Annotated in this window: 14 protein-coding genes; 7 read left to right on the top strand and 7 right to left on the bottom strand. The window is 70.9% G+C overall.

The window, feature by feature from the left end; translation table 11 throughout:
* Window positions 1-250 precede the first annotated feature (250 nt).
* Both ACFYQA_RS24610 and ACFYQA_RS24605 read left to right on the top strand, forming a co-directional pair.
* Window positions 251-1261, top strand: coding sequence for an ATP-binding cassette domain-containing protein (locus ACFYQA_RS24610; RefSeq protein WP_388921665.1), 1011 nt, complete (start codon window positions 251-253; stop codon window positions 1259-1261).
* Window positions 1258-2049 carry an ABC transporter permease gene (locus ACFYQA_RS24605; protein WP_388921662.1) on the top strand — a complete coding sequence of 264 codons (792 nt, stop codon included), beginning with the start codon at window positions 1258-1260 and terminating at the stop codon, window positions 2047-2049. Before ACFYQA_RS24610 ends, ACFYQA_RS24605 begins: the two co-directional genes overlap by 4 nt.
* Here the strand turns inward: ACFYQA_RS24605 and ACFYQA_RS24600 are convergent.
* Window positions 2030-5269 carry an ATP-binding protein gene (locus ACFYQA_RS24600; RefSeq protein ID WP_388921659.1) on the bottom strand — a complete coding sequence of 1080 codons (3240 nt, stop codon included), beginning with the start codon at window positions 5267-5269 and terminating at the stop codon, window positions 2030-2032. The two genes, ACFYQA_RS24605 and ACFYQA_RS24600, sit on opposite strands and share 20 nt — an antisense overlap.
* 430 nt (window positions 5270-5699) lie before the next feature.
* Here ACFYQA_RS24600 and ACFYQA_RS24595 point away from each other — a divergent pair, with 430 nt between their 5' ends.
* Entirely contained in the window at window positions 5700-6332 is a 633-nt protein-coding gene (locus ACFYQA_RS24595; RefSeq protein ID WP_388921656.1) for a TetR family transcriptional regulator, read from the top strand.
* A 52-nt stretch (window positions 6333-6384) separates the two neighbouring features.
* On the opposite strand, the gene ACFYQA_RS24590 is transcribed toward ACFYQA_RS24595, so the two are convergent.
* The 4 genes from ACFYQA_RS24590 to ACFYQA_RS24575 form a co-directional block, all read right to left on the bottom strand.
* Entirely contained in the window at window positions 6385-8001 is a 1617-nt protein-coding gene (locus ACFYQA_RS24590) for a long-chain fatty acid--CoA ligase (protein WP_388921653.1), read from the bottom strand.
* 39 nt (window positions 8002-8040) lie between these two features.
* On the bottom strand, window positions 8041-9381 hold the full coding sequence (locus ACFYQA_RS24585) for an MFS transporter (RefSeq protein WP_388921651.1): 1341 nt from the start codon (window positions 9379-9381) through the stop codon (window positions 8041-8043).
* Window positions 9382-9559: 178 nt separating this feature from the next.
* Window positions 9560-10759, bottom strand: a complete 1200-nt coding sequence (locus ACFYQA_RS24580) for an acetyl-CoA C-acyltransferase (RefSeq protein ID WP_388921648.1) — start codon at window positions 10757-10759, stop codon at window positions 9560-9562.
* The gene (locus tag ACFYQA_RS24575; RefSeq protein WP_388921645.1) at window positions 10756-11664 is read right to left on the bottom strand and encodes an SDR family NAD(P)-dependent oxidoreductase; all 909 of its coding nucleotides are present in this window, start codon (window positions 11662-11664) and stop codon (window positions 10756-10758) included. Before ACFYQA_RS24575 ends, ACFYQA_RS24580 begins: the two co-directional genes overlap by 4 nt.
* 82 nt (window positions 11665-11746) lie before the next feature.
* Between ACFYQA_RS24575 and ACFYQA_RS24570 the strand changes: the two genes are divergently transcribed.
* Window positions 11747-12475: a zinc-binding dehydrogenase gene (locus ACFYQA_RS24570; protein ID WP_388921642.1), complete on the top strand. Its 729-nt coding sequence runs from the start codon at window positions 11747-11749 to the stop codon at window positions 12473-12475.
* A gap of 394 nt (window positions 12476-12869) precedes the next feature.
* The gene (locus tag ACFYQA_RS24565; RefSeq protein ID WP_388921639.1) at window positions 12870-13130 is read left to right on the top strand and encodes a hypothetical protein; all 261 of its coding nucleotides are present in this window, start codon (window positions 12870-12872) and stop codon (window positions 13128-13130) included.
* A 144-nt stretch (window positions 13131-13274) separates the two neighbouring features.
* Here ACFYQA_RS24565 and ACFYQA_RS24560 read toward each other — a convergent pair whose 3' ends face one another.
* Complete coding sequence (locus ACFYQA_RS24560) at window positions 13275-14561, bottom strand: phosphatase PAP2 family protein (RefSeq protein WP_388921636.1); 1287 nt, start codon at window positions 14559-14561, stop codon at window positions 13275-13277.
* A gap of 506 nt (window positions 14562-15067) precedes the next feature.
* Between ACFYQA_RS24560 and cbiE the strand changes: the two genes are divergently transcribed.
* Window positions 15068-16360, top strand: a complete 1293-nt coding sequence (gene cbiE, locus ACFYQA_RS24555) for a precorrin-6y C5,15-methyltransferase (decarboxylating) subunit CbiE (protein WP_388921633.1) — start codon at window positions 15068-15070, stop codon at window positions 16358-16360.
* Window positions 16357-17106 carry a precorrin-4 C(11)-methyltransferase gene (gene cobM / locus ACFYQA_RS24550; protein ID WP_386394514.1) on the top strand — a complete coding sequence of 250 codons (750 nt, stop codon included), beginning with the start codon at window positions 16357-16359 and terminating at the stop codon, window positions 17104-17106. Before cbiE ends, cobM begins: the two co-directional genes overlap by 4 nt.
* 82 nt (window positions 17107-17188) lie before the next feature.
* Here cobM and ACFYQA_RS24545 read toward each other — a convergent pair whose 3' ends face one another.
* Window positions 17189-18307, bottom strand: a complete 1119-nt coding sequence (locus ACFYQA_RS24545) for a cobalt-precorrin-5B (C(1))-methyltransferase (RefSeq protein WP_388921630.1) — start codon at window positions 18305-18307, stop codon at window positions 17189-17191.
* Between the last annotated feature and the right edge of the window lie 25 nt (window positions 18308-18332).

Genomic DNA, 18332 nt, shown 5'->3' with positions numbered 1-18332 from the left:
ACCGAAAGACAAACCGAAAGCCCCACCACGCCACGTACCCGCCAGAACCATCACACTGCAGGCGACGATAGTTCAGTAGTCAAACAACGGCATTGAGCGAGAACGCGAAGGTGCCGACGGGGCACGGCGACGGCCGCGCTGAGGCCGCAACGGCAGGGAAGAGGTGGGGCATTGCCCTCCGCCGCCCGGTTCAGGGCGCTGAAAGCATCCTGAAACCGCGCTGAATGCGCCCTGTCGCAACCTCTTCGGCATGACGACAACGACATCGCACTCTTCTGCCATCGTGGCCAAGGGGCTGCGCAAGGCCTACGGGGACAAGACGGTCCTCGACGGCATCGACCTGGCGGTGCCGACCGGATCCGTGTTCGCGCTGCTCGGACCGAACGGCGCCGGCAAGACCACCGCTGTCAAGATCCTCTCCACTCTCGTCACCGCCGACGCCGGCGAGCTGCGCGTCGGCGGCCACGACCTGGCCACCGACCCGCAGGCCGTGCGCGCCGCGATCGGCGTCACCGGCCAGTTCTCCGCCGTCGACGGCCTGATCACCGGCGAGGAGAACATGCTCCTCATGGCGGACCTGCACCTGCTCTCCCGCCGAGAGGGCCGCCGTACCACCGTCGAACTCCTTGAGCGTTTCGACCTGGTGGAGGCTGCGAAGAAGCCCGTCTCCACCTACTCCGGCGGTATGAAGCGCCGCCTCGACCTCGCCATGACGCTGGTCGGGGGTCCGCGGATCATCTTCCTCGACGAGCCGACCACCGGCCTCGACCCGCGCAGCCGCCACGCCATGTGGGGGATCATCCGCGAGCTGGTCTCCGGCGGTGTCACCGTCTTCCTCACCACCCAGTACCTGGAGGAGGCCGATGAACTCGCCGACCGCATCGCGGTGCTGAACAACGGCAGGCTCGCCGCCGAAGGCAGTGCCGACGAGCTGAAGCGGCTCGTCCCGGGCGGGCACGTGCGGCTGCGGTTCACCGACCCGGCCGCGTACCAGGCGGCCGCCGTCGCCCTGCGCGAGGCCGCCCTCCCCCGAACTCCCGGCTTCGCTCGAGCGGGGGGCGCCCCCATGGACGAGGCGCTGTCGCTGCAGATCCCCAGCGACGGCAGCCAGCGCGAGCTGCGCTCCATCCTCGACTGGCTGGACTCGGCCGGCATCGAGGCGGACGAACTGACCGTGCACACCCCCGACCTCGACGACGTGTTCTTCGCCCTGACCGGCACAGCCGACGTCTCCGACCAGCCCGAGGAGGCTGTCCGATGAGCGCCCTCTCCCTCGCCGTACGCAACTCGTACACGATGCTGCGCCGCAACCTGCTGCACGTACGGCGCTACCCGTCCATGACCCTGAACCTGCTGCTCACGCCGGTCATGCTGCTGCTGCTCTTCGTCTACATCTTCGGAGACGTGATGAGCGCGGGCATCGGTGGCGGCGGCGCCGACCGCTCCGAGTACATCGCCTATCTCGTCCCGGGCCTGTTGACGATGACCATCGGCAGCACCGTGATCGGGGCCGCGGTGTCCATCTCCATGGACATGACCGAGGGCCTCATCGCCCGCTTCCGTACGATGGCGGTCCACCGCGGCTCTGTGATCATCGGGCACGTCGCCGGCAGTGTGCTGCAGGTGCTCGCCGGCCTGGTCCTCGTCGGCGCCATCGCCGTGGGCATCGGCTTCCGGTCCACGGACGCCACGGTCCTGGAGTGGCTGGCGGCGTTCGGACTGCTCGTGCTGTTCGCCCTGGCGCTCACCTGGATCGCCGTCGGGATGGGACTGGCCGGCCCGAACCCCGAGGCGGCCGGCAACATGGCCATGCCGCTGATCCTCCTTCCGCTCATCTCGAGCGCCTTCATCCCGGCCGACACGATGCCGGGCTGGTTCCAGCCGATCGCCGAGTACCAGCCGTTCACGCCGGTCATCGAAACCCTGCGCGGCCTGTTGCTCGGCACCGAGATCGGCAACAACTGGTGGATCGCGATCGTCTGGTGCGTCGGCCTGACCGTGCTCGGCCACCGCTGGTCGATGGCGTTGTTCAACCGCGACCCGAAGTAGCCGGGACAACCGCGAGGGCTGCCTCCCGCAGTTCGTCCCGCTCCAGGGCGGCGTACGCCGACACCGCGTCGGCGTACGCCGCCCTGTCGGCGTCTTGGGCCGCCTTCCGGGCACGGTCCGCCGACATCGTCGGCTGGAAGTCGCGCAGTACCCGCAGCCGTTCGGCCAGCGCGATCATCCGTACGGCATCGGCATCGGCATCGGCATCGGCGTCGCCGGACGCGAGTCCCGCTATGCCGAGGGCGTGCAGCACCGTCCCGAACACAGGGAGCTCCATGGGCGAGCCGGCCGGACCGGAGAGCAGGGTCCGCAGCCCCCGCCGCAGCCGGTCGACCGTCTCCGCGACCAGCTCGAGCCGGCCGGCGTGCGCGTGCGCCGTCACCGCCGCCGACTGGACCTGCAGTACCCATGGATCGAGCCAGGGATCGCCGCCGTGCACCGAGCCGGCCTTGTGCATCCGCTCCACGGCGCCGCGCCACAGGCCGAGCCCGACCTCCGTCAGCCCGCGGGCGAGCGCGATCTCGGCGCGCCCGCCGAGGTCGGGCCGGTAGAAGGAGTCCTGTTGCGGGGCGTTGTCGCTCTCCGCCTGCCGCAGCCAGTACTCGGCCTCGTCGGGGTCGCCGCGCTGCAGGCAGGCGAGGGCGAGGAGCCAGTGGACGAAGATGTAGTCGTGCCCGTCGCCGAGCCGCGGCAGCACCTCGAGCACCGCCATGAGATGCCCGTACGCTTCCTCGCCCCGCCCCATCCGCAAGCACAACTCGCTCAGCCGGGAATGCCCCATGAGCTGCACGGACGGACTGTCGACCGGAGCCAGTTCGGCGATCGTCCGGCGGGCCGAGGCGAGCGCGCGGTCGATGTCGTGCTCGTACTCCCAGACGTAGGTGGCGACGCTTTCGGCGATGCCGGCGAGCAGGGGCTGCTCGCTGTCGCTGTCGCAGAGCCGGTGCAGCACCTCGTAGTCGGGAGGCAGCATCTCGGGGATCGCGCTCAGCACTGCCGCGGCGGCGCGCAGCAGCGTGTCCGGCGGGGCCGCGGGCAGCCGCCGGAGGGTGACGAGCTGGCGTACGGCGACCGGACCGTGGCCCATGAACAGGCCCGCCGTGCACAACACCGCAGCGGTGCGGGCGATTTCGACGTATTCGGGCCCGGGATAGTAGTGCGACAGTGGCGGGCCGGTGTCTGCGGCGAGGGCGGTGAGGCGGGGAAAGTTGGAGTCGCTGGACCACAGAGAGGCGAGGACGGCGGTGAGGGCGGCGATGGTGGGGCCTTCCGTACGGGCGAGGGCGTGCCGCAGCGCCGGCACGAGGTTGTCCTGCTCGGCCTTGATCCGCTCCCTGGCGGCAACGGGGTCTTCCCTGCCCGACGGGGTCTCCGCTGCTCGAACGGAGTCGAGAGCTCGGGGAAGAAGCCGAGAGCCCGGGGAAGGCTCCGAGCCGAAGAGCCAGTCGTGGTATGCGACCCCGAAGTCCCGCGCCCAGGCGAGGAACCGGCCGATGGCCTCGTCCTCCTCGCCCGCCTCCGCACGCCGGGCCGCGCTGAACTCCCGTACGGTCTCCAGCATCCGGAACCGCGCGCCGGCCGGGGTGTCGACGACGGTCAGCAGGGACTGATCGGTCAGCTGCTCCAGCAGCATCAGCGCGTCCTCGCCCAGCACCTGCTCCGCGGCTTCGCCCAAGAAGCCGCCGGGGAAGACGGACAGTGTGCGCAGCGCCGCCCTGGCGTCCTCCGCGAGCAGGTTCCAGCTCCACTCCACGACCGCATGCAGCGTGCGGTGGCGCTCCGGCGCGTCCCGCGCCCCGCCGCGCAGCAGCGCGAACCGGTCGCCGAGGCGGCGCGCGATCTCCGGCACCGAAAGGGCGCGCACCCGCGCCGCGGCCAACTCCACGGCGAGCGGCAGCCCGTCGAGATGGCGGCAGAGCCCGGCCACCGCGTCCGGCGGCAGCTCCACCCCGGGCCGGGCGGCCCGGGCCCGCTGCGTGAACAGCTCGACCGAGGTATCGAGTCCGAGCTCCGGCAGCGCGTACACCGCCTCCGAGGTGAGGCCGAGCGGGGCCCGGCTGGTAGCAAGCACCCGCAGGCCCTTCGAGGATGAGACCAGGGCCTGTACGAGGTCGGCGGCGCCCCGGACGACCTGCTCGCAGTTGTCGAGGACCAGCAGAGCGGGCCCGGAGCCGAGCACGCCGAGGATGCCGGACACCAGGTCGGCCGGGGCGTGGCCGCTCATGGCGCCGGGCCGTCCCTCGCCCGCGCCGAGCGCGGAGGCCACCTCCGTGGCCACGCCCTCGTCCGTGGTGACGCCGGCGAGCGGCACGAAATACACCACGCGCTGCTCGGCCCGGCGGCTGACGGTGTACGCGAGCCGGGTCTTGCCGAGGCCGCCGGGACCGACGACGGTGACGGCGCGGGAGGCGCCCAGCAGCCGCTCCACCGCCGCAATGTCCTCGTCCCGGCCGAGCAGCGGGTTCGGCTCGTGCGGCACGCCGTGCCTGACCACGGGCGCCTCGCCGCGCAGCAGCTCCTGCTGTACGGCCTTGAGCCCGGCGCCCGGATCCGTGCCGAGCGTCTCGCGCAGTTCACGGCGGTACGCCTCGTACCGCGTCAGCGCGGCGGACGGGCCCGCCGTCGCCGCCTCGCCGCGCAGCAGCTCGGCGAACACCTCCTCGTCGCGCGGATGCTCCGCGGCGGCCACGGCCAGCGGCCCGGCCGCCTCCGCGTGCCGCCCGAGTCGGGCGAGCGCGAGCGCCTTCGCGCGTACGAGCGTGCCGCGGACGGGGGCGCGCTCGGTACGCAACGAGGCTACGGGGTCGTCGGTGCCGCCGGCCCCGTCAGGGGTGCCCTCCCACAGCGCGAGCCCGGCCTCGGCCGCAGCCAGCGATCCCACGTGGTCCCCGGCCCTGGCCCGGTCCGCGCTCGCGGTGGCGTGCAGCCGCAGGGCAGAGCTGTCGACCTGATCCTCGGTGAGGGCGAGCCGGTATCCGGTCGGCGTGCTGACGAGGACATCAGCGCCCAGTTGCGCCCGCGCCCTGGACACGAGGACCTGCACCGCCTTTCCCGGCCGCTCCGGCAACTCGTCCGGCCACAGTCCCGCCACCAGCCGCTCGATGCCGCAGCCCGTGCGCAAGTCGCCCGCGAGCAGCGCGAGGAGGCCGCGGAGCCGGGGCGCGGTGACTTCCTGTCCGCGATAGGCGACACGCGGCAGCAGGGTCAGGTCGGTGGTCACCCGTGCAGATTAGCCAAGACGCCGGCCGCCGGAACTCCCACCGCAGGCCGAACTCCCGCCCCCCGGGCGGCGGGAGAGGGTTGCGCAGCCCCCCAGGTGGCTGCCGCAGCCGCGCGACCGTTCCTGCACCCGCACCGACCGGTCCCGGGACCGGCTGCTCCGGCCGGCCGTGGCAGGACTCGGCTCGCGGAGCTGAACGAAGGCACGCAACCACGACCCGACCGGAAGGTGTCCGGTGCCCCGCCGCTTTTCGGCACCAGCAGCCCCGGCGGCAGGCCGCTGCCGCCGGTGGCCGTGGGCTCACCGGTCGTTTCCCGCCTGAAATACTAGGGAGTATCATCATCAGGGTGCTCCGGCCCCTCGAAGAGCGCGTCGGTGAGCAGCGCGCCGGACGAATACCGGACGAATACCGAACGAGAGAAGGATCTGGATGGCAGTCACGGACGGCGCCGAGATCGACCATGCCAAGCGCCGAATTCTGGATGCCGCCGCCGAGGCCTTCATGGAGCAGGGGTTCGGCGTCGCCATCGATGACATCGCCGACAGCGTCGGCGCCACCAAAGGGCTGATCTACTACCACTTCCGCTCCAAGTTCGACATTTTCCTCGCCGCGTACGAGCACGGCATGCGAACCGTCCGCGAACAAGTGGAGCCGCTGGCCCAGGCTCCCGGGAGCGGGCGGGAGAGGCTCATCGCCATGTCGACCCAGCACGTGATGAATCTGATGACGAATCTCACGTATCACCACGTGGTTCATCTCGGAGTGCGTGAGCAGTCGTCCACCGCCCTGAAACCCCGTCAGCGCAAGGCGTTGGATGCGCTGAATGTCCTGCGGGCCGAGTACGAAGACCTTTTCCTTCAGGTCGTCAAGGACGGTATCGCCGACGGCACCCTACGTCCCGTGCGTGCGAACCTGGCTGCCCGGACGCTGCTGTGCAGTCTCAATGCCGTCGACATGTGGTTTCACCGGATCGAGGGGCAGTCGTCGGACGACTTGCGGCAACTTGCCGACGAGGTCGTGGACATCGTGGTCGGAGGACTGCTCCTCGATCCGGTTCGCTGAGGCTCCGCCGTGGCAGAATCCGCGAGGGGCCGTTCAGCGGTGTGGCTGCCCGTCAGCCGCTCGTCGTGGTCATTGACCGGCGCAGCGCGGCCTTCGCGAACTTTCCGGACGCCGTCTTGGGGAGACCGTCCAGCATGACCACTCTCTCGGGGATCCACCACTTGGCCACCCGTCCGGACAGATGCCGGCGGACGCTCTCGGCGGTGAGCCCCGAATCCGGTACCGGCACCACGCAGGCGAGCGGTCTTTCTCCCCACTTGTCGTCGGGCACCGCGATGACCGCGGCCTCCAGGACATCGGTCATCGCCATGATCTCGTTCTCGAGTTCGACCGACGAGATCCACTCTCCTCCCGACTTGATGAGGTCCTTGGTCCGGTCGACGATGCGCACGACACCGAGGGGGTCGATGGTGGCCACGTCGCCGGTCCGCAACCAGCCGTCCTCGGTGAACGCCGAGGCCTCGGGGGAACTGCCGAAATAGGCGGCCGCGATGGTCGGGCCGGCGACCTGCAGTTCACCTCGGTGCCGTCCGTCGCGGGGTGCGGGGGAACCGTCCTCGGCGACCAGGCGCAGCGAGCACAGCACCGTGGGAGGACCGGGGGCGGCCAGTGCCGTGATGCGGTCGTCCCCGGTCAGGGAGTGTGCCGTCTCGCTGGGTACTCGCGCGCTGCAGACCAGCGGGCTGGTCTCGGTCATCCCCCACGAGCTCGTCAGCGGGATCCCGGCCTTCTCGTGGAAGGCGCGGGAGAGCGGGACGGGCAGCGCGCCCCCGCCGCTGACGGCGCGCCGCAGTGTGCTCAGGTCGGCGTCGCCGACGTGGGGCAGCATTCCGCGCCAGACCGTGGCCACCGCGGCGGCGAACGTGACCCGGCACGCCTCCATTGCCCGCACCAGACGCTCCGGTGACATGACCGGGCCGGGCATGACCAGGTTCGCTCCGGCCATCAGCGCGGCATAGGGGAGACCCCAGGCGTTGACGTGGAACATGGGCACGATCGGCATCACCGTGTCGTCCTCGCTGATGGCGAAGGTGTCCGCCATCAGCAGCGTCATCGCGTGGAGGACGATCGAGCGATGGTCGTAGAGGACTCCCTTGGGGCGGCCCGTCGTTCCCGAGGTGTAGCACAGGGCGGCGGCGGTACGTTCGTCGACGCTCTCGAACGCCGCGACCGGCCGGGCGGCGCTCAGGAGGGTCTCGTAGTCGTGCACCCGGGAGTCGATCGGCAGTTCGGTCGATGAGCCGTCGTCCATCACGACGAGGTGCCGCACGCTCGGGCACCTGTCGAGCAGGGGGTGCACCACGTCGAGGAGCGACCGGTCGACGAAGAGGATGTCGTCTGCGGCGTCGTCGACGATATAGGCGACGTCCTCCGTGAAGAGACGGTGGTTGACCGTGTGCAGGACCCGCCCCGAGCAGGGCACGGCCATGTACAACTCCAGGTGGCGCTGCGAGTTCCATCCGAAACTCCCCACCCGGGCGCCGGCGGGGACGTCCAGGTGATCCAGCACTCCGGCGAGGCGTCGGACGCGCTCGGCGACGTCGCCGTAGGCCGCGGACACCGTGCCGCTCAACTGTGTCGTGGTGACGTGTTTGCGGCTGAACCGGTGCTCCATGCCGTCCATGAGCATCGGCAGCGACAAGGGGCGGTCCTGCATGAGGCCGTGCATGTGCGTTTCCTCCGTGTCTCGTTCCGGGACGGGTCGCGGCTAACGCGCGACGGGGGCCGGGGCCTCGGCCTTGGCCGCGTCCTCACTGCGGACGGCCCGCGCGAGCAGAGGCGTGAGCAGGACGCCGACGACCGAGGAGGCGATGACGACGTAGAGCCCCGCGCCGGGGTCCCCGGTCGCGTCCTCGGCCAGGCCGAAGGCGTACGGGCCGAGGAATCCGCCGAGCAGTCCGATCGTGTTGATGAACGCGAGGCCGGCAGCCGCAGCCAGTCCGGACATCCGCGCCATGGCCACGGACCAGAACAGCGGCAGCGTGCCGAACACGAAGACCATGGACACCACGATCAGCAGGATCTGCGCGGTCGGGGACGACGAGAGCACGAAGATCGCCGCTGTCACCGCCGTCGACGCCGCGAGGATCCCGATGAGCGCCACCTCGTTGCCGAAACGACGGTGCACGAAGGGAACGAGGAGCACTCCGACGGTGGCTCCGATACCGGCGCTTCCCGACACCAGGCCGATGAGGAACGAGCCGTGAATGTCCAGCCCCTCGACGATCGACGGCAGGTTGAAGACGATGCCGACGTTTGTGACCTGGTTGAACAGGTAGATCAGCGCGACGATGACGATGAAGGGGCGGGCGAAGGCGTGCTTCAGGTTGGCCTTGATCCGGTTTCCGGTCTCCGTGTCGGCACCGGCGGCACGGGCGGAGAGTATCTGCGCTTCCTCGGACGTCAGCCATGAGGCGTCGCGGGGCGTCTCCGGCAGGCTGAACCAGACGAGGACGCCGACGAGCATGGTCACGATGCCCTCGATCAGGAACATCCACTGCCATCCGTGCAGCCCCAGAGCGGTGTCGAACTCCATCAGCGCGCCGCCCATCGGGTTGCCCACGATCAGGGCGACGGTCGGGGCCAGGTAGATGAATCCGACGACGGTGGCGCGGTGCTTCTGGGAGAACCACACGGTGACCATGTACATGAGGGTCGGGTAGAGGCCTGCCTCGGCCATGCCGAGGAAGAAGCGCAGCACGTAGAACGACCACTCGCCCTGGACGAACATCATGGCCGCCGAGAGCGCGCCCCAGGTGACGGCGATCCGTGCGATCCACCGTCTTGGGCCGACTCTGTGCATGATCAGACTGCCGGGCACCTCCAGGAAGGCGTAGCTGATGAAGAAGATCCCGGCGCCCAGCCCGAAGGCCGTGACGCTGATGCCGACGTCGGCCTGCAGATGGGTCTTGGCGAGCGCGACGTTGGTGCGGTCGATGTAGGCCATGAAGTAGGCGGCCAGCATGATCGGCAGGAGCCTGACCATGGCCTTGCGAGTGGCGCGCGCGTGCAGCGTGTCCGCCGCCGAAGAAACCGAATCGACAGTCATCGAAGCCCTTCCAACGGGTTGAGGTACTGGTGTCGTGCGTGGAACGCATCCGGGGTGATGGCGACGTGTCGCCTCGGTATGGCAGCGGCGGCCGGACTGTTCTGGATCCGTGCTGTTCGAAGGAGGAGTCCGCTCGAAGGCGGGAGTCCGCGCCGGCCGCGTCGGCGGACGGCGGTCGTCAGAAGATCTCGAAGAGACCGGCGGCACCCATGCCTCCGCCGACGCACATGGTGACGACGGCGAACCGGGCGCCGCGCCGGCGTCCCTCGAGCAGGGCGTGGCCGACGAGGCGGGCCCCCGTCATGCCGTAAGGGTGGCCGACCGCGATGGCGCCGCCGTTGACATTGAGCTTGGCTGGATCGATGCCCAGGCGGTCACGGCAGTGGACGGCCTGCGACGCGAAAGCCTCGTTGAGCTCCCACAGGTCGATGTCGTCCACGGAGAGGCGGTGTTCGGCGAGCAGCTTGGGGACCGCGTGCACGGGGCCGACCCCCATTTCGTCCGGCTCGCAGCCGGTGACGGCGATTCCCCGGTAGGCGCCGAGCGGGGCGAGACCGCGTTTCGCCGCTTCGCGGGCCTCCATCACGACGGCGGCGGAGGCGCCGTCGGAGAGCTGGGACGCGTTGCCGGCGGTGACGGTGGAGGTCGCGGACACCTTCCCGTCGGGAAGCACCGGCCGGAGACGGGACAGCGCGTCACGTGTGGTCGAGGCGCGGCTTCCCTCGTCCTCGCGCAGGGTGAACTCCCGGGCGGCCGCCGGGGCGTCCGGTGTCTCGGGGACCGCCCGTCGGCCGGACCAGGCGACGATCTCCTCGTCGAAGAGTCCCGCCTGCTGCGCGGCGGCCGTCCGCCGCTGGGACAGCAGAGCGAACTCGTCCTGCGCGTCGCGGCTGACGCCGTAACGCTCTGCCACGATCTCCGCTGTCTCCAGCATGCTCATGTAGAGAGAGGGCTTCTCCCGCGACAGCCATGGGTCGAGGGCCCGGTGGGTGTTCCTGTGCTCGTTCTGGACGAGGGAGATGGATTCGACTCCGCCGCCGATCACGATGTTCATCCCGTCGGTGACGACCTGCTTCGCCGCGGTCGCGATCGCCATCAGACCCGACGCGCACTGCCGGTCGATGGTCATTCCGGGAACCGTCACCGGCAGATCCGCTCGCAGCGCCCCCTGGCGAGCGACGTTCATCCCTGTCGAGCCCTCCTGCATCGCGCAGCCGAACACGACGTCCTCGACCTCATGTCCGTCGAGTCCCGCTCGCCGCAGTGCGCCGGTGATCGCGTGGGCGGCCAGCTGCTGACCGGACGTGTCGTTGAACGAGCCACGGAACGCCTTGCCGATCGGCGTCCGGGCCGTGGACACGATGACGGCTTCTCTCACGGCACGGCTCCCGTCTCGGTGCCGGCCATGGCGGCATACCGCTTCGTCTGGTCGAACGCGGACGCGGTGACCACGGGATCACTCATGTCACTGATCTCGGCCCACCGCTCGGCGATGGTTTCGGGCGAGCGGTCGTCCTCGGGAAGGTAGACCCCTGCGGACTCCTTCATCTGCGCAATGGCGAAGACACCGGCGCCGGCGGCGAGGATGGTCTTGGTGGGGGCCTGTTCACTGACGAGGAACAAGGCTCCCGGAGCAATCGATTCGGGGGTGAGCAGACCGAGGATCCGCTCGTCGATCAAGCCCTCGGTCATCTGTGTGGCCGCGGTCGGGGCGAGCGCGTTGACGCGAATGCCCTTTCTCTCGCCCTCGATCGCGAGGACGTTCATCAGGCCGACCAGGCCGGACTTCGCCGCGCCGTAGTTGGACTGGCCGAAGTTGCCGTAGATGCCGGATGCGGACGTGGTCATCAGCACTCTGCCGTAGCCCTGTTCCACCATGTGCGGCCACACCGCCTTGGTGCAGTGGATCGAGCCCATCAGGTGCACGTCGACGACCTGGCGGATGTGATCCAACTGGATCTTCGCGAAGGACTTGTCGCGCAGGACCCCGGCATTGTTGATGAGGATGTCGACGCGGCCCCACTGCGCGACGGTTTCGCCGATCATCCTCTCGACGGCTTCCACGTCCGTGACATCACAGAGGTGGGCGAGCGCCTCACCACCGGCAGCCCGGATCTCCGCGGCCACCTGTGCCGCCGCGCTCCGGCCGGTGGACACGCCACTCGGCGCCCCCATGTCATTGACGACCACCTTGACGCCGCGCTCGGCGAGGGCTACTGCGTGGGCCCGCCCCAGCCCACCACCGGCACCGGTCACCACCGCTACCCGACCTTCGAAGTTCATCTCGCTCCTGTTTCATACTACGGAGTATCATCATGGCCAGGGCGTCATGGGAGTGTCAACAGCCAATCTCGAGGATCGAGCCGTGAATCCGGCCCCCGGCCTCGCCGGTGGCGCGGGGGCGCCGGCGGGTCGGCCGACGGTGGGTGTGGGTCGCCAGGTGGGCCGTCCAGATCTCGCCGGAGCCGAACCCGGCGACGTGGTCGCGGTACGGGGTCGTGGCGCGGTGGGGCAGACGGCGGCCGGGGCGGCGATCCTGCTCGGCGCCGAGCGGGTCGTCTCCATCGACCGCATCCCCGAACGGCCGGCCAGGACCGAGCGGTACGCCGGCGCGGAGACCATCGACCGAACCACCACGGACGTCGCCGCCGAACTGCGCGAACGCACCGGCGGACGCGGTCCCGGCGTGTACATCGAAGCCGTCGGCATGGAAGCCCGCAGCGACGGTCCGATGCACCTGTACGACCAGGCCGAGCAGCAGCTCCGGCTGCAGACGGGTCGGCCCACCGCCGTACGCCGGGCCATCCACGCCTGCCTCAAGGCCGGCGCCGTGTTCGTCCTGGGCGTCTTCGCGGACGCCGTCGACAAGTTCCCGCTCGGTGCCGTGATCAACAAGGGACTCACCGTGCGGAACGCGCAGATGCACGGGCAGCGCTACATCCCGATGATGCTGGACCGGTCGGCCGCGGGCGAGATCGAGACGGCCCGCCTGGCGACCCACACGCTCTCGCCCGACCAGGCGCCCATGGCGTACGACCTGTTCAAGCACAAGACCGACGGCTGTGGCCGTGCCGTCATCCGCCCCGAGTACTGAGATGCCCCTCGTGATCCCCGACGGGACCGTTCATCGAGTCGCCGACCGGCCGGCGCGGTGGCGTGCGGTACCGGCCCTGCACCCGCACGGTGTGCTGTGCTCGGGCACTCCGGATGTGCCCGGCCGCGCCGGCGTGGTGTGGAACGTGCCATGGCCGGCCCGGCCCGTACGCGGTGACCGTGCGCCGGTCCCGCGCGCTCGGCCTGCTCCGGCGGCTGCCGTACGGCCCGGGCCCGGCCGTACGAGTCAGGGACGCCGGCGGCCCGGACAGCGCGCTCGACCTGCTGTTCACGTCAGTGGCTCCGGCCGGCTGGGCCGCCATACGCCTCTTCCGCGGCCCGCGGCCCGCTGCCCCGACCGGATCGGACCGTACTCCACCCTGCTGTCCTACCGGATGGATGATCGAGAACGTGTACTGGCGGCCTTCCCTGTCCCGAGCGGCCCATCGGAAGACACCCTGCCGCCCCTGTGGCAGGAGCTCGCCCGCCGGCCCGTCCGCTTCGAGCCGCGCGCGGCCGCTGCCGGCGAACCCTGGCGCGCCTTCGTCTCACCGGCCCTGGAGGCGGTACACACCATGCCCGCCACCAGCACGGTGTCCTACGACCTCTACGACCACAGCCTGCCCGCCCACAGCCTGCCCGGCCCCGACGGCTGAGGCGGGACAGCCGTACCAGGGTTGAGCAGGTACGGCGGACGGCACTCCGGCAGCACGGTGTCCCTGAAGGGGAGGGGCCGGCACACGTTCAGCGTGCCGGCCCCGCCCGTGAAGCGCCCGGCATACAGCCTGATGCGCCACGGCTCAGACCAGTTCGGGTCGCGGTTCTGCGGGGTGCGGCTCCGACTGCCGCGCCGGCGTGGCAGTCGCATCCCACAGCCTGGTGGTCCGCACGTAGCCGTGCACCACTGAGGCCGTCGCCAGCACGAGGAGCGGTCCGAACACCCACGGACGCCCGGCCATCTCCATCGGCAGATAGCGGTACGACACCAGGAGCAGGGTGAACACCGTCGTACCGTGGACGACCAGCCAAACGCCCGACCGGTCCCAGCCCTGTGCGAGCGAGCGCATCGCCGCCTCGATCGTGAGCGCGAACACCACGCCGGCGATGACGTCCACGCCGTAGTGGTAGCCGAAGCCCAGTGTCGCGCCGAGAGTGCCGACCAACCAGAACGTGCCCGCGTACCGCATCGCCCGCGAGCCCTTGCGGGAATGGATGAAGAGCGTGACGGCCCACGCCGTGTGCAGGCTGGGCATGCAGTTGCGCGGGGTGATCTCGTCGAACGGCATCGGGTGCGGAGCGCTGATCGACGGCAGCGTGTCCGGCCACAGGTTGGCCGCCGCCCACTGGCCGCCGTCGGCGCCGTAGGCGTACACCGGACCGACGACCGGGAAGAGCATGTAGATGGCCGGCCCGAGCAGGCCGATGACCAGGAAGGTGCGCACCAGATGGTGGCCCGGGAAGCGGCGCTCGACCGCCACGTGACGCAGCTGGTACAGCCCGACGAGTGCCGCTGCCAGCGGAAGCTGACCGTAGACCAGGTGGAGAACATGGACACTGATCGGTGCGGTGGCGTTGACGACCTGGCCGACCAGCCACGACGGGTCGCCCAGCGCGCGATCGGCGATGATCACGTACTGGTCGAGCACTGCGGGGCGGGTCTTCGACGTGATGAGCAGCCAGGTGTCGCCCGTCTTGTGGCCGGCCACCAGCAGTAGACCCAGCCCGGCGCCCTTCAGCAGCAGCGCACGTTCCCGGTCGGCACGGCGCGTGACAGCGACAGCCGCACAGCCCAGAACCACCCACAACGCGCCGTTGCCGAAGTTCATTTCGGCGTCGAGCGCCCACCGCACCAGCCAGAAGAGGACATCGACGCCGATCGCGGCACCCAGTGCGACGAGCCGTTGCCGCCAGGTGAGCACCACCATCGTCAACGCCAGACCGGCGTACAGCAGCGGACCCGAACGGGGGGCGAATATCACCTCTCGTGCCTGATTGGTGATCGGCCCCGGTAGGCCGTAGTGGCGCGCGGAGAGTTCCAGCGCGACGAGGAAACCGAGGGCCGCCGCGCCCGCCGTGGCCCACAGCATCGCTCGTGGCCGAAGCCACGCGGCGAAGACGAGTCTGCGACCCGTCCGCGACGGTATTCGTGGTGGAATGGTTTTCAATTGTTTGGCCCATTTACTAGATTTTGGACGAATAGGTCACGTATCGAGCTGTTGTGCGGTGTGCTTTACCGGTGAAGAACGGACGATCGGGGAGATCGTCGCGAGTTCGAAACATGTTAGCGGCACGGGGGTCGGATTTCGCCGGCCATGAAGGAGTCCGGGCGAGGCCGGAGCGCCGCCGCTGCCCGCGAAGGCGTCCAGGATCCGGCCGGCAGTCAATGCGGCCGTCAACTCCCTTTTCTCCACTGCTGTTCGAGAGAGGGGGCCGGACGGCCGGGCCGGCGTGCAGGCGGCCCAGCGGCTCGTCGCGGACCCTGGTCCGGGTCCGACGGGGGAGTCGCCGACGATGCGCACCCGAGTGACTCCGCGCAGGCCGTCGCCCCGTAGAGTGCGTCTCCGATGCCGTCCCGACCCCGAGGTGCCGAGCAGTGACCGCCGCCCGACCCGCACCGACCGCCGCAGTGACCGTCGTCGGTATCGGTGCCGACGGCTGGCAGGGCATCCCCGCCACCTCGCGGCAGGCTCTGCTCGGTGCGGACGTGGTGATCGGCGGTCCCCGCCAACTGGCCCTTCTGCCACCGGAGTGCGGAGGGGACCGGGTGTCCTGGCCCTCACCACTGCGGCCCGCGGTCCCCGGCCTGCTCGCGGCCCACGCCGGCCGCCGGATCGCCGTCCTGGCCAGCGGGGACCCCCTGTTCCACGGCATCGGACGCACCCTCGCCGAGGTGCTCGGAGCCGGCTCCGTACATGTCCTGCCGCACCCCTCGTCCGTCTCCTACGCCTGCGCCCGCCTCGGCTGGCCCCTGGAGGACACCGAGGTCGTCACGCTCGTGGGCCGGCCCACCGCACGCCTGGCCGCCGCCCTGCACGACCGCCGGCGGCTGCTCGTGCTCAGCGCGGACGCCGCCACCCCCGGCGAGGTCGCCGCCCTGCTGCGGGACCGCGGCTTCGGGCCGAGCCGGATGCGGGTGCTGGAACAGCTCGGCGGCGACAGGGAACGGACGACCGGGGAGACCTCCGCCGACGACTGGCCACCGCCGTACACGGGGGACGGCCCCGACCCCCTCAACATCGTCGCCGTCGAATGCCGCCGCGCCCCCGGCGCCCTGCGTCTCGGCGCAGTCCCCGGGCTCCCGGACGAGGCGTACGAGCACGACGGGCAGCTCACCAAGCGTCATGTCCGCGCAGCCACCCTCGGCGCCCTGGCCCCCGCCCCCGGCGAACTGCTGTGGGACGTCGGCGGCGGCTCCGGCTCGATCGCCGTCGAGTGGATGCGCACGCACCCCGCCTGCCGGGCCCTCACCGTCGAACGCGACCCCGTCCGTGCCGAGCGGATCCTCCGCAACGCGCAGCGGCTCGGCGTCCCGGGACTGCGGGTGGTGACCGGCGCGGCGCCCGCCGCCCTCGCCGGACTCCCGCGGCCGGACGCCGTTTTCGTCGGCGGCGGGCTCACCGCCCCCGGACTGCTGGACGCGTGCTGGGAAGCACTCCCCACGGGCGGGCGGCTGGTGGCCAACACCGTCACGCTGGAGTCCGAGGCGCTGCTGGCCGACGCCCGACGGCGCCACGGAGGCGAGCTGGTGCGGCTGGCCGTGGCGCACGCCGTGCCCGTGGGCGGCTTCACCGGGTGGCGGCAGGCGATGCCGGTGACCCAGTGGGCAGTACACAAGACATCCGACTCGTCAGAAGCCGTACCAGGAACAGCGGGAGCAGACACATGACCGTGTACTTCATCGGTGCCGGGCCCGGCGCCGCCGACCTGATCACCGTGCGCGGCGCCCGGACACTCGCCGCCTGCGGGGTCTGTCTGTACGCGGGCAGCCTGGTGCCGCGCGAGCTGCTGGCAGAATGCCCGCCCGACGCACGGCTGGTGGACACCGCTCAGCTCAATCTGGACGAGATCACGGCCGAGCTGCTCCGGGCGCACCAGGAGGGCCAGGACGTGGCCCGGCTGCACTCCGGGGACCCGTCCGTGTTCAGCGCGGTCGCCGAGCAGATGCGGCGGCTGGACGCGGCAGGGGTGCCCTACGAGGTCGTGCCGGGCGTGCCCGCCTTCGCCGCGGCGGCGGCCTCCCTGAAGCGGGAGCTGACCGTGCCGACGGTCGGGCAGACCGTCATCCTCACCAGGGTCGCCAACCGGGCGACCGCCATGCCGGACGGCGAGGACCTGGCCACCCTCGGCCGCAGCGGCGCGCTGATCGTGCTGCACCTGGCGGCGAAGTACGCGGACCGCGTGGTCGACGAACTGCTGCCGCACTACGGCGCCGACTGCCCCGCCGCCGTCGTCGCGTACGCTTCCCGCCCCGAGGAGCTGATCATCCGCGGCACGCTCGACGACATCGCCGGGAAGGTCAAGGACGCGGGAGTGCTGCGGACGGCTGTGATCATGGTCGGGCGGACGCTGGGAGCGGAGCAGTTCCGCGACAGCCACCTCTACTCGCCCGAGCGGGAGAGGCACACCTGCTGAGCAGGACGTCCCGACAGGCAGGCCAGGCCCTCCCGGTCGAGGCCGGGTCGGCCCGCCTTCCCGGCCTCGACCGGGTCGGTCCTCAGGCTACAAAGCTGCGGCCCACCACCGTCCCCGCCCGGTCGATGCAGATCACGTCGACCGCGACCGGCGCCCCGCGCAGCACGGCCAGCGCCTCGTCGCGGGCCACCGTCGCGACCAGGTCGCCCAGTGGGACCCCGGCCGCCTGGCAGAGCTGGAGTGCGGCGAGGCCGGTGTTGGCGTCCGCCACCGCGGCGGTGAGGGCCTCGTCCGCGCCGCCGCGCCGCGCCAGCTCGGCGAGGAACCCTTTGTCGACCTGGGAACGGGCGGAGTGCAGGTCGAGGTGACCGGCGGCCAACTTGGAGAGCTTGGCGAAGCCCCCGCAGACGGTGAGCCGGTCCACCGGGTGACGCCGGACGTACTTCAGCACGGCGCCCGCGAAGTCGCCCATGTCCAGCAGGGCGATCTCGGGCAGGCCGTACTCGGCGACGACCGTCTTCTCCGAGGTGGAGCCGGTGCACCCGGCGACGTGCGTGCGCCCCGCCGCCCGCGCCACGTCCACACCCCGGCGGATCGAGTCGATCCACGCCGAACACGAGTAGGGGACCACGATGCCGGTGGTGCCGAGGATGGACAGCCCGCCGAGGATGCCGAGCCGCGGGTTCCAGGTGGAGCGGGCGATTTCCTCGCCGTAGTCGACGGAGAGGGTGATCTCGACGTCGCCGCTGCCGCCGTACCGTCCGGCGACGCGGGCGACGTGGTCGCTCATCATCTGCCGGGGGACCGGGTTGACGGCCGGTTCGCCGACAGGCAGCGGCAGGCCGGGGCGGGTGACCGTACCCACGCCGGGCCCCGCCCGGAAGACGACCCCGGCCCCGGCGGGAAGCCGCCGCACCGTCGCCCGGACCAGCACCCCGTGCGTGACGTCCGGGTCGTCGCCGGCGTCCTTGACGATCCCCGCCATGGCGTACGAGTCCGTCAGCTCCTCGACGGCCAGCGCGAACGACGGTGTCTGCCCCTTGGGCAGCGTGACCGCCACCGGGTCGGGAAAGCCGCCGGTGAGCAGCGCGGTGTACGCGGCGGTCGTGGCCGCGGTAGCGCAGGCACCGGTGGTCCAGCCGGGCCGCAGACCGGTGTGCTTGAGTTGGGCGCTGCGACCGCCCTCGGCCTCGCTGCTCATGCGTCGCTGCTCATGTCTCGCTCGG

The organism is Streptomyces sp. NPDC005774 (genome assembly GCF_042871645.1).
GTDB classification, from domain to species: Bacteria; Actinomycetota; Actinomycetes; order Streptomycetales; family Streptomycetaceae; genus Streptomyces; species Streptomyces pratens.
This window is presented reverse-complemented; position numbering and strand designations above follow the sequence as displayed.